The following is a 15,709-nucleotide window of genomic DNA, read 5'->3' on the forward strand; positions in this document are numbered from 1 at the left end:
CCCGCCATTTCTTTAAATATAGATCCATCACTTTGCTATAAGAGCATTACTTTGCCATAAGCTCCATCACTTGGTTATAGACCTCTCTTGCTGCTGTTCCCGATGCGCACTCACTATCCACAATCGTCAGCCCCTTATTGATGGCTTCAACGGCAGCGAAATCGAACGGAATTTTTCCCACCAAGGGCAGTTCCTGCCTTTGGCAATACTCCTCGATCCTCTCTGTATGGGCGGGGTTGGTATCCGCTTTATTGATGCAGATGGCCGCTTTCGTACCGAATTTGGCCGCTGTATTGATGATGCGCTCCATATCACTGATCCCTGATAAGGAAGGTTCCGCCACAATCAAAACCATATCCACGCCGCTGAGGGAGGCTATGACAGGGCAGCCAATTCCGGGAGAGCCGTCGATAATCGCCAGCTCGGCCGCACCCCCTGCCGCTTTCAGCCGTTTCTTGACCTCAGTGACTAACTTGCCGGAAGTCCCGCTCCCCATCTTCAGTTGTGCTGTTGAAAACACTTTTTCCTGATGGGTATATAGCATCAATTCACCGGCCGCGGCAGGCTTTAGGGTTATGGCCCCGGCCTGACACAAAGCCTGACAGACTCCACAGCCTTCACAGGCAAAAGGATCTACTCTATAGGTACTCCCTGCTGAAACAGCATCAAACCGGCAGTTTTGCCTGCATAGATCGCATCGGCTGCACAGTTCGGGATCTATCCGGGCTTTGGGCAGCCCATAGTAATCCAGCTTCGCCGGTTCTGAGCTCTGTCCTGCAATGAGGTGCAGATTGGGAGCATCTACATCACAATCCCCATAAGCCCTGGCGTCGGCAAGCTTGATCAAGGCACTGGCGATGGTGGTTTTTCCAGTCCCTCCTTTCCCGCTAAGAATAAGCAGCTGTTTCATGCTGCACCTCCTTGGTCACTGTTTCAAGCAGAGCGGAAAACAGAGCCTTGTAGTGTTCACTTTTCCTGACAGCAATTTCGGCATTGGAGTTCAACCTTCCCAGCTCATGATCAAAAGGCAGGCGGCTTAAGATCCTAATATTTTTTTCCAAGCAAAACGTTTCCGCTGGATTTTCTCCTTCCAAGCTCTTGTTCAGCACGACCCCGCAGGGCTTATTAAAGATCTTGACCAGTTCATGGACCATATTGAGATTATGAACGCCAAACAAAGTTGGCTCAGCGACCAACAGACAGTAATCCGCATCCTTGATGCTCTCCATAACACTACAGGCACTGCCCGGAGGACAGTCGATGAAGGTGAGTTGGTCGGATTCCGGTTCGTTCTCATTTGATCGGTTCTCATCTGATTGGCTCTCATACGATTTGTTCTCACTCAGAAGCTTTTTTATGATCGGGACACCCGAAACTTCACCGATATCCAGTATGCCAGTATAGACCCTTACCTGATCAGACAGCCCTTTTTGAACTTTGCCGATACCCTTATCTTTCTCTGTCAGGGCCTTTTCTGGACAAAGGAGGATACAGCCCCCGCAGGAATGACAAACATCTTCAAACACGATCAGCTTTTCTTTGATATAGGCAAGGGCATTGAATTGGCAGAAATCGACGCATTTCCGGCACCCCTGGCACAGCTTATCCTCAACCCTGGGAATTTTGACTGTTATTTCTTCCTCCTGAAGAACCTCAGGTTTAAAGAAGAGATGCCCATTGGGCTCTTCAACATCACAGTCTATATAGGTGGAGCGCTGGGCTGCCGCAGCTAAGTTCACGGATACCAGTGTTTTGCCGGTGCCGCCCTTGCCGCTGAGGACAGCTATCTTCATCTCAATGGCCTCCGTGGCCGTGCAATCCGGCATGAACCTTATCCAGAACCGGCAGCTTTCCGGCTGTACAGGCATCAATATTTTCCTGGGCCCAAAGGGTTGTGGTTTTAAACAATTTGATATCAGCCGCTTTAAAAATCTCGGCCGCATTTTCGCCGCAGCGGGGCACAAGCAGGGCATCAACCTTGTGATCGACGATGATTTGAGCAGCCTTAACCCCTGCTCCTCCTGTGCTTAACGCTGCGCTGTTGTCGATAAAGGTACCTTCTTTGCTTTCCGTATCATAAATAAGAAAATAAGGAGCCCGTCCAAAAGATACACAGACATTGGTTTTCATGGTTTTTTCATCTACGGGTATTGCCAACTTCATAAAAATCCCCCCTTCTTTTTCACTGCAAGAATTTCACACGTACTCAGTCCCCTCATTCCTCTTGACCGGCACAACCCATTCTTCGTCTGCGCTTTTGGCAGCCCTGGCCGCAGCCATTTCCTAAGCCGTCGCAAAGCCGGTATTCTCCTCCTTCGATCTGCAGCACTTTACCATTCACTAAAGATTCAGCCAGCTTCTTCCTCGCTTCGATATAGATCCCCTGGACCGTAGTGCGGGCGACATTCATTTTTTTAGCACACTCTTCCTGGGTAAACCCTTCCAGGTCAATAAGCCTTATCGTCTCATATTCGTCAACTGTCATCTTCACCTGATTCTGATCATCCCCATTTAAGTCCAGAGGACCGAAGCGATTGCTTTCAGGCAGACAGCAGACCTTTCTCCATTTCATGGGTCTTGGCATAATTTTATCACCTCTATCTCAATCAGAAATAACCAGAGCGTCCTCCGGTTACCTCTGCCGATCTTACAGACTTTCTAATTGTTTATCAATGCTGGCGATTCGGTTTTGCAGCCTGTCTCTATGTTCCTGAAGCAATTCTTTTTGTGTTTTAGAGGAAGCCGGGTTAACTGCCAAGCCACTGCCATAGCCCCTACCAAGACCTCGTCTGCGGGCACGTCCTGGTAATCCCATTCTGCCGGCACGGGGCTGAACCGCATTTGCCCCAGAGCAAAGTCCCAAACCTCTTCCCGACATTGAGCGGACGCCACTAGGGCCGGTTCCATCTCTTCCTGGCATAGAATTCACCTCCTCAGAGTTTATGACATATGTCATCTATATTTCAGTATACTCCGTTTATGACATATGTCAATATGAATTTAAATCTTGTTTTATAAAAAACGAAAAACCCCCGATCACTTCCCTGTGACCGGAGGGTTCAATTATAGGGCAAGACTCCTTTGCCTAACAGGCTGTGGCATCAGTCAACATCCATCCGCTCTTGGCAAATGGACTGGATCATTTGCGTGAAATACCCTTCCTACTTTAATTATACCATTAAAATTTTTCAAATAACATTCTTATAATCTTCAGCCATTATGTGTAATATAGGTGAAGAATGTCGTGAACAGGGGGTTGGGCTTTGGAGAAAACTCAAGTGGAACAAGAATTTGAAAACAGGCGTCTGGAACAAACCCTAGCCATTGTCGAAGAGCAATTAGTTTCAGCCAGACTAAGGAGCGAGGATAATAAGGCTGAGATACTTGCTGCCAAGCAAGAAATGCGGGAAGATACCTCTCATTCTATCTCCGGTCTCTGGTCCATGGATAATTTTCACGCCCTTGTGGAGCTAAGCCAGTACGCCAATCCCGTGTCGGCAAAAGTTTCCGAATACGAACGGGATGCCAACAGGATCCTGATCCTAGAAAAGTTGCTTGATTCACCCTACTTTGCCCGCCTGGATTTTAAGTTCGCTGACGAAGAGTCCCCGGAGCAGATTTATATCGGGCGGTCTTCCCTTCAGGATGACAAAACCCATGACATCTATATTTATGATTGGCGATCACCCATAGCCAGTGTCTTTTACCGTTTCGGCACAGGGGAAGCTTTCTATGAATCTCCCAGCGGCAGAATAAACGGAGCGGTCAGCTTAAAACGTCAATATGAGATCCATAAAGGAAAACTGGACTATTTCTTTGACGCAGATCGGCAAATCATGGATGAGTTCCTGCGCAAACTGCTTTCCCAGAATACTTCCCCGACCATGAAAACCATCGTCGAGACCATCCAGCAGGACCAGGATCGGGTGATCCGCGATCTGGAAATGGAATTGCTGATGGTCCAGGGAGCTGCCGGCAGCGGCAAAACCTCCGTTGCCCTCCATCGCGTCGCCTATCTGATGTATCAGGGTCTCTCGACTAAATTATCCAATAACGATATCGTCATTATCTCCCCCCATACCCTCTTTGAAAAGTACATTGCCAATGTACTGCCTGAACTGGGAGAGAGCAATGTTCATTCTTTGGTAGTTGATGAAATACTGCGCAAAGTGCTGCAGCGTGAAACCATCCAAACCAGGAATCAATTTCTGGAAGCTCTGCTCTCTCCCGGCCGCTCCCAGGAAAGACCGCAAAAGAGAAGTCTCTTAAAAGACAGCCTGGCCTTTAAAGCTTCGAGCCAGTTTGCTGAGATCTTAAAGCGTTTTATTGCCGACTTGCCCCATCGCTGGGACCGGTTCAGCGATATCTATTATGACGGGAAGTGCCTGGCCAGCCGGCAATTATTAAAAGCCAAACTGCTCAAAGAGCAGAAACGGGCTCCTGCTCCCTTGAGCTATTCCCTGCAGCACTTGGAGAAATCCATTTTAAAATCAGTCCACAAGCAGCGCACATATCGTCTGGAAAAGTTGAAAACCTTCATTAGGGAACGGACCGGGCAGGAGTTTGCCGTGGAAGAAGGGGCCCGCAGGTTATCACTCCTGGAAAGCACCGCTTTGCTTAAGCAAATACAGGAATTCACCCAGTTCGATTGTGCCGAACTTTATCAAAAGCTCTTCAGTGACAAACCTTATTTCTATCGTTTGGCCAAAGGCTTGGAACTGCCCAATGACATGGAGGCGATTATTGACTTCACCTGCGACAATCTTAACCGGGATGTCCTGGCTTATGATGACGCTCTGGCCTTAACCTTTCTCCACCTGAAGACAAAAGTTTATACCGGCTATCAAGGGATCAAGCAGGTGGTCATCGACGAAGCTCAGGATTATGATCCTCTTCATTTCGAAATCTTTCAGGCTCTGTTTCCCCAATCCCGCTATACCATTTTAGGGGATATCAAACAAACCATCGGGAAGCAGGAAGATCTTTCTCTCTACGACCGGGCAAGACAAATATTCGGCAAGCAGCACTCAGCCCTGGTAACCTTGGATAAAAGCTTCCGCTGCACCAAGGAGATCTTAGAGTACAGCACCAGGTTTCTCGAGCCAAGCTTTAAACTCAACAGCTTCAGCAGAAAAGGCGATCCTCCGGTCGTCCTGACCGCTCCCGATCAAGAAGCTCTCGATCAGCTGATCATCGCGGAGATCAACTCTTGCCGGGAAAAGGGATACCCATCCATCGGGTTAATCTGCAAAACTGAGCACGACGCCGGCTCTCTGTACGAGCGGCTGAAGGATCAGGTTCCTCTTCAGTTGATCAGAAATGACGTTCAGATGGAGCTGAAAGGAGTATTCGCCATCCCCGTCTATTTATCAAAAGGCCTGGAGTTTGACGCTGTACTCGTCTGCGATGCCGATCGAGATCATTATGACAGCGAAGATGACAAAAATCTTCTCTACATCGCCTGCACCAGAGCCCTGCACCGGCTCAACCTGTTTTACACCGGGGATATCAGCCCCCTGCTGTAAGGCAAAGTTTTTTAGATAAAGCACCTGGCGCTGCCCGCAGGGCATGCGTACAAAGGAAGACCTGCCTCAAGAGAGCAGGTCTTCCCCATTATTTTAATCCTTTACTGATTAACGATTATTGATTACTGATTGGCAGCTGCATACATTTCCGCAGCTATGCAAAGGTAGTAGCAAAGCCCCAGCTGCTGGCTTTCCAGCATACCGCGATGAAAATCATCCTCCAGAAAGAATCTGGCCTGAGCGACAAAGGTTTGGGCATCGATAGAATGTCCATGGTCCTTTAAAAAGGCCAAATGCTCCTGTATCTTTTTTTGCAGCCTGGGATCATTCCCTTTCCAGCCGGCCTGCAGGGCCTCAGCCAGGAAATCCAGAAACTGCTTGGCTTCAGCGGCACTATCGTTCATTTCCTCGGCTTGCTCAGTCTCTACTTTGGGCAGCTCATACCCATAGTGATCCTTAAGGTATTGACTTTGCTCCGCCAGAGCGGTATTCCAGGCGTCGGCGTTAAGTCCCTGAAACATTGCTGATTTTTCCATAACTTCTCCTTTCTTGGTGAGGACAATCGACTCGCCAATGGTCTTCAGCAAACAATCCAGTCTCTGCCTGCGCGCTATAAGCAGTTCCTGCTGTTTGGTCAGACACATTATTCGACCCGGTTGATCCTCCAGGGCTTTTTGGATATCGCTGAGGGAAAAATCAAGCTCACGGTAGAACAAGATCTGTTGTAAACGCTCCAATTCCTCCGCCCCATAGAGACGATAGCCGGCATCCGTGATCTCACAGGGCTTCAGCAATCCTATTTTGTGATAGTGATGGAGGGTTTTGACCGTAACTCCCGCCAATTCTGCGACTTCTTTAACCGTGTACAGCATCATTCTTCACCTCGCGTTAAGCATAAGCCCTCCTCCAAGGTAAGAGTCAAGGCTTTTTCCTACTGTCTTAGCATTAAAATCGGCTGTTTTGAAAAATGAGGAAGCCTGCTTCGCCATTTTAAAACAACCGATTTTTAACACAGGATATACTCTACCCCCTGATCTCCTGCAATAACTTCTTCCCCTTTTCCGTGAGTAAGGGATAGAGCACCGCCCAGGCATACTGTTGAAATGTGGCCGGCTGCCCAACCTTTTGCTTTAACTCACCAAAGGGTATCCAATAAATGCAGGCCAGCAGCAGGGAATCGATGGTTTGTTCATACTGGCCAGGAAACTGCTCGTCAAGGAGCACTCCATCTTTATTAAAGACAGCAAAGGCCTGCCTGAACAATTTGATGTTGGTTTGATAGACCTTGCTTTGCTGTTCCCGTATTTTGGGGGATACTTGAGCAAGCTGGGCATGGTGCCAGAAATAAAAGGCATTGTCTTTCACCATCGTTTGAAGATGCATAAACAGAGCGTTCATTTCGCCCAGTGATTGCGGAACTTGAGGAGGCCGGTACTGACCGGACATTTCATCAAGGATCGCTTCAATAATGTCTTCTTTCTTTTTAAAATGATAGGTCAGATTGCCTTTGCTGATTCCCATGACGCCTGAAATATCGCGCAGAGATACGGCATTGAAGCCCCGTTGATTAAATAAGTCCTTCGCTGTTTTCAGTATTTCCTGTTTTGTGCTGTTTTCCATCATGACTGCTCCTATAACTACTCCCATAATTACTCCAATGACTATTCAATAGCTATTCCCTAAGTATTCCTCAACTACTCTTTGGCAATCCCCGCATCCGGTACTTGCTTAAGCTGCAGCCCGGTCATGATGCGCATTTCCCTCGCTGCAAACAGGATAACCAAAACTACCGCAATGCCGTCCGCCAGAGGCCCTGCCCATAAAACGCCCTTGATTCCCCAAAAGATGGGCAGAATCAGCAGCAGGGGCATCAAGAGCAAAACCTGCCGCACCAGGGACATCCAAAAACCAATCCTGGCTTTGCCAATCGAAGAAAAGAAGGTTGAGGTGACCGGCTGGATTCCGTTGGCGAAGGTCATAAACAGGTAGATATGCATGTACTGGACGGCAAAATCATAAAACAAAGGGTTGGTGGACCCGAAAATGCTCAATATAGGGCGGGGGAAGATCTGGATGCACAAAAAGGCGATGACCGAAACAATCGTGGCATAGGAAACCGCCAGCTTATAAGCTTCTTTGACCCGGTCATACCGTTTTCTGCCATAATTATAACTAAATATGGGTTGGCAGCCAAGGGATATACCTATAACCACCGACATGAGGAAAGCCATAACCTTGATCACGGCTCCCGCCGAGGCCAGGGTTACTTCGCTTCCGTATATGGATTGGGCGCCATAATACCGCAAGGCATTGCTTTGAACAATCTGCACTGCCACCGCTGCCAAATGGGTGAAAAATGCAGCAGAGCCCAAGGCGCAAACCCCTTTGATCACAGCACCCTGCAGCTGCATACCTTCTCTCTTTAAAGAAACAGACTTGAATTTTACGCGCAGATAGTAAATGGCCACCGCGCTGGACAGCATTTGCCCCAGGGTCGTAGCCAAAGCAACGCCCCCAATACCCATCTCCAACCCAAATAGAAACACAGGTGCAGCGATCAGATTAAAGATCACCCCTGATAGTACGACCAACATGGAAAAGGACGGGCTGCCATCGGCCCGGATCAGGTAAGATGCTCCCACCGCCAGAACTCCAAAAGGAATACCGATGTTGGTGATCAGAGTATAGGGTATAGCATACGTCATAATCGCCTCGGTGGCTCCAAAGGTATACAGCAAAGGCCGTAGGAAAACCGTCGCACCGATACCGACCGCCAAACCGCTGACCACCATTAAAACAAGGGCATTGCCAATGGTTTGCCTTGCTTCCTCCGGCTTGCCCTGGCCCATATAAAGGCCGAACTTCGCCGCGCCCCCCATTCCAAACAAGGCGGAAAGTGCGGTAATCAGGATCGCCAGCGGAAAAGCCACATTGGTGGCCGCTATGCCCAGATCCCCTACACTCCAGCCGATATAGACCTGAGCAATGAGATTATACACCTGATTGGTCATAGCACTAATGATCGCCGGAAGCGCAAATTTCCAGATCATGCCGGGGATTGGCTGCGTACCCAACATGTTGTTCCCTTGATTCGTTTTGACGGATGACATGCCGCCACCTCCATTAGCCCAATCGTACTAATCTTAATGTAGTCCATCCATCCTAATCCGTCAAGGAGCAGTGAAAAATTTCCTATTCCGGCTTCTGCTCTCCACCCTGCCCTGCCGGGAAAAAATCCTTCAGATAGCGGTCCAGCAGTTTTAAGCCGGGACTGGCCGGCGGGGCATATTTGTGGGTGATCTTATAGTGAACGATGGGCGGGGGCGGATCAGAGATTTCCTGGATGACACACTGACCGGATTGAACGAACCTCCCGGCAATGCTCCGGGGGGCAAGCGCCCATTGCCGGGAATCCTGCAGCAGGGCAAAGATCAGTCCCATGCCGTCGATTTGAATGCGGGGAGGCTCAAGGGGATCCCACCAACGGTCATGCCAGCTCTGGTAAGCTGAGCCCCAGCCCCGGTTGTGAATATACAGCTCGTCTTCCCCGTGCAGATCACTGGGGGCAACCCGCTTGACCGCGCTGTTTTCAGGGGTTGACAGCCTGACCAGAACCATCTCATCCTGAAAAAAAGGTTCCACGGCGACATTCGGTACAATCAGTTCCCTGCGCACAAAAGCGGCGTCGATTTCCCGGCGCTCCAATGCGGTATAAAGATCTTTGGAATGCTGGGTGCGGATTTGCAGCCGGAGGGGCGGCGTGTGCCGGCTTAAAGCCTGGTACAAGGAAGGCAGCAGATAGGTGTTCAGACTGTGGGACCCACCCAGAGCCAGGCTGATTTGCGGTCCGTTGGCCTGGAGCAGCTCCGTTTCCCGGATCAGGGCCCGCCAGCGTTCGGCTATAGCGACAAAATTTTCACCGAAAGGGGTGAGGGCAATGGCGGGAAGGCCTTTGCCCCGTTGCACCAAAGACGTTCCCAGCTCCTGCTCCAGGGTTTTCAGCCGGTAACTGACGGTGGATTGGGTTAAATGCAAAAATTCAGCAGCTTTACTTAAGCTGTGGGTCTGAACGATCGCCAAAAAGGCTTCGATTCCTAAAAGATACATGGCCTTCCTCCCCTGTAATATTCAAATTTTAGATATTATATGGCGAAATGATTCGTTTTACAAGGGGTCTTTCGATATTTAGAATAAAACTATAGATAAAATGCCTTGCGCTGAGGGGGGCGGAAATTTGCAACCGACTATAAATGATCATCAGGTGCAGCTAAGTGAAAAAAGTAACGGGATCCATCACGAAAAATACTTAACCCGGCGGACCTTGCTGATCGGGAACCTGGCTCATTTTCTCCATGACGGGTTCACCGACATGCTTTATGTTTTCTTCCCGGTTTGGCAGGCCCAATGGTCATTGTCCTTTACCCAAATCGGCTTGTTTAAAACCTTGGTTTCCGGTTCCATGGGCCTTTTTCAAATCCCTTCCGGACTGATAGCCCAGCGGGTGGGACGCATCAGGGTTTTGCTGGCGGGGACCGCCGTGACCGGCCTGGCCGTGCTGCTGTTCGGGTGGGTCACCCAGCCCTGGCTTTTAGGGCTGCTCCTGATCCTGTCCGGCGTAGGTTCCAGCGTGCAGCATCCCATATCCTCTGCTTTGATCTCCGACGCCTATACCGAGGTTAAAGGGCGGCGGCGGGCTTTGAGCGCTTTAAATTTTACCGGAGACATCGGCAAGTTGGTTTTCCCTGCAGCAGCAGCCTTTTTGATTTCCTGTTTTCAATGGCCAACCGCCAGCCGTTTGCTGGCAGCCTGCGGCTTTTTGCTCCTCTTGATCCTGGCCCTGGCGGCAAAGGGACTCGGTCCCACTACCATCTCGCCAGCCCCAGAGAATAAGCCGGCTGCCCACAAACTCCTCCTGGGCTGGAAAGGCTATCAGGCTTTCTGGTCCCTGGCGGCCATCGGCGTTATCGACGGGGCAACCCGGATGGCCTTCCTGACCTTTCTCCCCTTTCTTTTGCAGGAAAAGGGGGCCGGGGTAAATACCATCGGTTTCGCTCTCGCCCTTATTTTTGCCGGAGGCGCTACCGGCAAGCTGGTCTGCGGCATCCTGGCCACCCGGGTCGGCATCCTGCGGTCGGTGATCATTACGGAAAGCCTGACGGCACTCTGTATCAGCGGGATGATGGTCCTTTCTCTGGGCCGCGCCCTGCTCCTGGCCCCCCTGCTCGGGCTTGCCTTAAACGGCACATCTTCCGTACTGTACGGGAGCGTACCCGAACTGGTACCCGAGAAACAGCGGGCCCAGGCTTTTTCCGTTTTTTACACGGCCGTCCTGGGCTCCGGAGCCATCGTTCCCTCGGTCTACGGCTTAATCAGCGACTTTATGAGCCTCCAATGGACCGTGACGATTATTGCCCTGGGGGCTCTGGCCACCCTCCCCCTGACCCTGCCGCTGCGGGGGAGGTTCCAATGAGGGTTTAGGCCACAGCTTTTCTATAGACATTGACTGCCCAGATGAGGGTGATTCCCAGTAAAGGTATCATCACCCCAAAAGCCCAAAGAACTTTCCCATCCCAAATTGTGCCGCCGGCCAGGACGCGGGAAGCTTCCACCACATAATACAAGGGGTTCAGATGAGCCAGAACCTGCAGCCAGGCCGGTCCAAAGGAAATAGGCAGCAAAACTCCTGCCAGCAGGGTTATGGGAAGCTGCAATCCTGTGACCACAGCGGCTATGGTACCAATATCCTTGGCTACAAGCCCTAAGCTGCTGCTTGCGGCAGATACCACCGCTGTCAGCAGGCAGAGCAGCACCAGCAGTACGGCAAGCCCGCCGGCGTGAATATGAAATCCGGCAAAGCTGGCAACGCTGATCACGATCAGGGCCGGCAGCAAAAAGGTAATGATGTCTTTCAGCACATTTCCCATCAGCAGGGAAAAGCGGCTGACCGGTGAAACCCTGAAGCGCTCGATAACCCCTGTCTTCAGTTCATGATTGATTATCCAGCCTATACCGGTCCCGCTGCTTAAGGCAAACAAAGCCAGCAAGCCGGGTACGAAAGCATCGGCGACACCTGCACCCCCAACTGTGGGAAGCCCGCCCAGAAGAGGTGCAAACAGAGCAAGATACAGCAAGGGGGTTGTCAGCCCCATAAACAGCCAAATGGGCGAGCGGATTTGTTCCAAAAGCCTCCGCCGGCAAAGCAGTCCTGTTTCAAGAGCGGTTTTCATGCTATGTCCTCCTTTGCATCACGCAACAGTCTTCCCGTTTGTTTAAGAAATACATCATCCAGGGACGGCGTGGCTATGCTGACCGATTGGGTTTGGACACCTGCGGCCTCCAGCATGGCGAAGATGGGAGGCAGAACCTGCGCTCCGTTCCTGGCATAAAGATAGATGTTTTCCCCTTCAAGGCGGATTTCATGGATAAAACTCTCCTTGTCAAACAGTTCCTTTACTTGTTGGGTCCGACCGCTGGCAAGACGAATTTGAATAACGTCGCCGGAAATTTGCTCCTTGAGTTCCTGGGGGGTACCCTCGGCCACGATGCTTCCGCAATCCATAATGGCAAGCCGGTCGCTTAAAGCATCCGCTTCATCCAGATAATGAGTCGTCAGGAAGATCGTCGTGCCCCCTTCTTTCAGTTTGCGGATTTGCTCCCAAAGATTGGCACGGTTCTGCGGGTCAAGCCCCGTTGTCGGTTCATCAAGGAACAGTACTTCCGGCCGGTTGATCATGCCCAAGGCGATTTCCAGCCGGCGCCTTTGCCCTCCGGAATAGGTCCTTACCACCCGATCCGCCAGCTCGACTAATTCAAATACGGCAAGCAATTCCTCGGTACGTTGTTCAGCATCGTGCCGCTTCATTCCGTATAGCTGCCCGGCCAGGATCAGGTTTTCGCGCCCCGTTGCTTCCCAGTCCGCCCCGCCCAGCTGGCTGACATAACCAATATGGCGCCGCACTTCCTGGGGCCGACCCACAAGGTCATACCCGCAAATGGCCCCTTTACCTTCATCAATCGGCAGGAGTGTTGTAAGCATACGCAGGGTTGTGGTTTTTCCCGCTCCGTTAGGACCGAGAAAGCCAAAAATCTCACCGCGCTTCACCCCAAGGGTGAGACCACGCACCGCTTCCACTTTGATTATCCTGCCTTTTGCTTTGACCGAAAAACTCTTTCTCAAGTCCGTAATTTCAATAGCATTGGACATGCAATCACTCCCTCATCGCCAAAATAATTTTTTCTCAGGTATTCAACATCATCGGTAATCAACTACGTTGAATACTGCTATATAATAACATAGAGTAGCCGGTCATTCAAGAGGTCAGACAATTCTCCTAAGCTTTCGCGATAATCTGTGACCCCCCGACCTGCGCTGCGCCTTCCTCTATTCTCCTGATCCCCCGACTCGGGACCAAAATCAATTTTAATATTATGTTAATGATTAATAATAATTCGTTAAGATTTTACTGCTATAATTTAATTAGTCGAACTTTTCACAATATGAAATGACCCACACTGCGAGCAGAGAAAGGAGGCCATGTTCAGCTTATTTTGAAATAATTTTCACTATATAATAATTTAAAGGAGGCCTAACAGTATGGATTTGATCGATCGAATCACCAATGCTAAATTAAGTCGACGCTCCTTCATTCTAGCCAGTGCCGCCGCCACCGCCGGTCTGTCTCTTACCGGCTGCGGCAGTAGCTTAACCCAGGCCACCGCCGATCAAGCCGCCGGCAAAGAAGGCAAATGGCTCACCGCCGCCTGCTGGCATAACTGCGGCGGACGATGTCTTAACAAGGCCTATGTGGTGGATGGGGTGGTCATCCGGCAAAAAACCGACGACACCCACCCGGACAGCCCGGACTATCCGCAACAACGGGCCTGCGTGCGGGGACGCTCCCAACGGCAGCAAGTCTTTGGCGCCGATCGCTTGAAATACCCGATGAAGAGAAAAAACTGGGAACCGGGCGGGGGCAAGAAAGAACTCCGGGGCCGGGATGAATGGGTCAGAATCTCCTGGGATGAAGCCCTGGACTCCATTGCCGGCGAAATTAAACGCATCAAGTCCGAACAAGGCAATCGCGCTTTCTTCGCCGACGGCGGCCCCGCTGCCAAAGTTTTGGCCCTCTATGGCGGCTATGTAGCCAATTGGGGGACAACATCACTGGGTTCATGGACTTATACCCCGGGTCCCGTCGGTTTCAGCGGCTCCAGCGGTGACAGCATCAATGACAGACTGGATATGCGCAATTGCGATACTGTGATTATGTTTAACATGAATCCTGCCTGGAGCTCCGCCGGTAATCCGGTCTATCATTTCCTTCAGGTTAAAAAAGCCGGAGCCGATTTTATCGCCATTGATCCCTTCTATAATGATTCTTACGGCCTGCTGGAAGCCGATTGGATTCCCACCCGGCCGGCTACGGATACAGCTCTGATGATTGGGGTGGCCCACACGTTAATCGTCGAGGATGATCCCGTCAAAAATCCCTTAATCGACTGGGATTTCCTCAAAAAATATACCATAGGCTTTGACGCCGACTCCATGCCCCCAGGCACCGATGCCAAGGACAACTTCAAAGACTATGTTCTCGGCACCTATAACGGTGTCCCCAAAAATGCGGAATGGGCCTCCGAAATCAGCGGCGTCGCCCCGGACAGAATCCGCTATCTGGCCCGGGCCATGAACAAAAACAAAAAAGTAGCCCTCCTCTATGCCTGGTCTGCCGGAAGAACACAAAATGCCGACAACTTGCCGCAAATGGCGATGATTCTCGGGGCCATGACAGGCCATATGGGGAAATCAGGGCATATGTGCGGAGTGAGCTGCCACAGCGGTGCCGCTAACGGTGGTGATACCTTAGTCAGTCCGGGTAAAAATGGGCTGCCCAATGTAGACAATCCTGTCAAGGACAGTATCAACCATACCGAAATGTGGCGGGCCATCGTGGCTGGTAAATACAATTTTACAGGCAACAAAAAATTCCTGAAGGGCGAAATGAAAGATATCGACATCCGCCTCATCTATCATGATAATAATGCCCGGCTTCAATCTGCCGACGGCATGACCAAAGGGATCGAAGCCCATCGCCAGGTGGATTTGGTCGTCAGCCACGGTCAGTTTCTCACCACCAATGCCAAGTATTCCGATTTTGTCCTCCCCGTCACCACGGAATGGGAAAAAATCGGCGGTTTTTTGACCGGTAATCGTGAAATGTTGATCATGTATTCCCAAATCACCGAGCCTCTCTACGAGGCCCAAAGTGATGAATGGATTGCCAGGGAACTGGCCAAGCGCCTGGGTGTGGATGCTTCTAAAGCCTTTCCCATCGACGCCAAACAGCAGTTCTTCAACCAAATTGCCGGCAGTACCGTTGTCCTGGCCGACGGTAAAACAGTGGCTCCCCTGGTCACCATTACGGAAGAGGACATTGCCCAGTGGGGTGCCCAGGGCAAACCACAGCAAGGCCAGATCAGCCTCAAGGAATTCCAGGAAAAAGGACTCTACCAGATCGAGAGAAAACCGGACGACAACTACGGCTATATCGCCTTCCAGGATTTCTGCGAAGATCCTGAGGCCCATCCCCGTTCTTCCGCCAGCGGTAAATTCGAATTCTATTCCCAGGTGTTGGCCGATACCGTCAACGGTATGGGCTATAGTAAAATCAAGCCCATACCCACCCATATTCCCCCTGTGGAAGGCTATGAAGCAACCTTTAAAGACTGGCAAACTAAAGCCAAAGGGGACTATCCTTACCAGGTGATCAATCCCCACTACCTCCGCCGCTCCCACACCGTCTTCGATAATGTGCAGTGGCTCAGAGAAACCTGGCCCAATCCGGTCTACATCAGCACCCAGGATGCCAAGGAAAAAGGGCTCGCCGATGGGGATACGGTCTTACTAACCAGCCAGCACGGCAAAACCCTGCGCACCGCCTGCCTTACCGACCGCTTTATGCCCGGCGTCATTGGCCTGCCCCATGGCTCCTGGGTCGATATGGATGAGAAAACCGGCATCGATACCGGAGGCGCGGATAATATTCTCTGCGGCCCTGTCTCCACCGGCCAAGGGGTCTCCGGCTGGAACAGCTGTATCTGCAGCATGGAGAAGTTCACCGGCGCCGCCCTGATCGCCGATGTGCAAAAACCCCAGCGGATTATTCTCTAAGAAAGGAGCGTGAAGG

The 15,709-nt window shown here is 51.0% G+C and carries 14 protein-coding genes; 3 read left to right on the top strand and 11 right to left on the bottom strand.

The features are described 5' to 3' along the window. Window positions 1-46: 46 nt before the first annotated feature. From BUA14_RS03990 to BUA14_RS04010, 5 genes are all read right to left on the bottom strand, one after another. On the bottom strand, window positions 47-910 hold the full coding sequence (locus BUA14_RS03990; protein ID WP_072771390.1) for an ATP-binding protein: 864 nt from the start codon (window positions 908-910) through the stop codon (window positions 47-49). Continuing rightward, entirely contained in the window at window positions 888-1,793 is a 906-nt protein-coding gene (locus BUA14_RS03995; RefSeq protein ID WP_072771391.1) for a nucleotide-binding protein, read from the bottom strand. The genes BUA14_RS03990 and BUA14_RS03995 overlap by 23 nt, the downstream gene beginning before the upstream one ends. 1 nt (window position 1,794) lies before the next feature. Next, a complete protein-coding gene (locus BUA14_RS04000; protein WP_072771392.1) occupies window positions 1,795-2,163 on the bottom strand; it encodes a NifB/NifX family molybdenum-iron cluster-binding protein in 369 nt (122 codons plus the stop codon). Between the two features lie 52 nt (window positions 2,164-2,215). After that, window positions 2,216-2,584 (bottom strand): DUF134 domain-containing protein, encoded by a 369-nt coding sequence (locus tag BUA14_RS04005; RefSeq protein WP_072771393.1) that lies wholly within the window; start codon window positions 2,582-2,584, stop codon window positions 2,216-2,218. A 63-nt stretch (window positions 2,585-2,647) separates the two neighbouring features. Further along, window positions 2,648-2,920: a DUF5320 domain-containing protein gene (locus BUA14_RS04010; RefSeq protein WP_072771394.1), complete on the bottom strand. Its 273-nt coding sequence runs from the start codon at window positions 2,918-2,920 to the stop codon at window positions 2,648-2,650. 343 nt (window positions 2,921-3,263) lie between these two features. Between BUA14_RS04010 and BUA14_RS04015 the strand changes: the two genes are divergently transcribed. Then, window positions 3,264-5,525: a HelD family protein gene (locus tag BUA14_RS04015; protein ID WP_072771395.1), complete on the top strand. Its 2,262-nt coding sequence runs from the start codon at window positions 3,264-3,266 to the stop codon at window positions 5,523-5,525. Window positions 5,526-5,647: 122 nt separating this feature from the next. On the opposite strand, the gene BUA14_RS04020 is transcribed toward BUA14_RS04015, so the two are convergent. The 4 genes from BUA14_RS04020 to BUA14_RS04035 all read right to left on the bottom strand — a co-directional run bounded on the left by BUA14_RS04020 (window position 5,648) and on the right by BUA14_RS04035 (window position 9,632). Further along, window positions 5,648-6,400 carry a MerR family transcriptional regulator gene (locus tag BUA14_RS04020; protein ID WP_084078403.1) on the bottom strand — a complete coding sequence of 251 codons (753 nt, stop codon included), beginning with the start codon at window positions 6,398-6,400 and terminating at the stop codon, window positions 5,648-5,650. A gap of 148 nt (window positions 6,401-6,548) precedes the next feature. Then, a complete protein-coding gene (locus tag BUA14_RS04025; RefSeq protein ID WP_242954540.1) occupies window positions 6,549-7,172 on the bottom strand; it encodes a TetR/AcrR family transcriptional regulator in 624 nt (207 codons plus the stop codon). 47 nt (window positions 7,173-7,219) lie between these two features. Continuing rightward, window positions 7,220-8,635 (bottom strand): MATE family efflux transporter, encoded by a 1,416-nt coding sequence (locus BUA14_RS04030; RefSeq protein WP_072771397.1) that lies wholly within the window; start codon window positions 8,633-8,635, stop codon window positions 7,220-7,222. Between the two features lie 82 nt (window positions 8,636-8,717). Next, window positions 8,718-9,632, bottom strand: a complete 915-nt coding sequence (locus tag BUA14_RS04035) for a LysR family transcriptional regulator (RefSeq protein ID WP_072771398.1) — start codon at window positions 9,630-9,632, stop codon at window positions 8,718-8,720. 127 nt (window positions 9,633-9,759) lie between these two features. Between BUA14_RS04035 and BUA14_RS04040 the strand changes: the two genes are divergently transcribed. Beyond that, window positions 9,760-10,995: an MFS transporter gene (locus tag BUA14_RS04040; protein ID WP_207649531.1), complete on the top strand. Its 1,236-nt coding sequence runs from the start codon at window positions 9,760-9,762 to the stop codon at window positions 10,993-10,995. Between the two features lie 4 nt (window positions 10,996-10,999). Here BUA14_RS04040 and BUA14_RS04045 read toward each other — a convergent pair whose 3' ends face one another. After that, window positions 11,000-11,752 (bottom strand): ABC transporter permease, encoded by a 753-nt coding sequence (locus BUA14_RS04045; protein ID WP_072771399.1) that lies wholly within the window; start codon window positions 11,750-11,752, stop codon window positions 11,000-11,002. Continuing rightward, on the bottom strand, window positions 11,749-12,729 hold the full coding sequence (locus BUA14_RS04050) for an ATP-binding cassette domain-containing protein (protein WP_072771400.1): 981 nt from the start codon (window positions 12,727-12,729) through the stop codon (window positions 11,749-11,751). Before BUA14_RS04050 ends, BUA14_RS04045 begins: the two co-directional genes overlap by 4 nt. A 390-nt stretch (window positions 12,730-13,119) precedes the next feature. Here BUA14_RS04050 and BUA14_RS04055 point away from each other — a divergent pair, with 390 nt between their 5' ends. After that, entirely contained in the window at window positions 13,120-15,693 is a 2,574-nt protein-coding gene (locus BUA14_RS04055) for a molybdopterin-dependent oxidoreductase (RefSeq protein WP_072771401.1), read from the top strand. The last annotated feature ends 16 nt before the right edge of the window (window positions 15,694-15,709 follow it).

This window comes from Desulfitobacterium chlororespirans DSM 11544 (assembly GCF_900143285.1).
Classification (GTDB): domain Bacteria; phylum Bacillota; class Desulfitobacteriia; order Desulfitobacteriales; family Desulfitobacteriaceae; genus Desulfitobacterium; species Desulfitobacterium chlororespirans.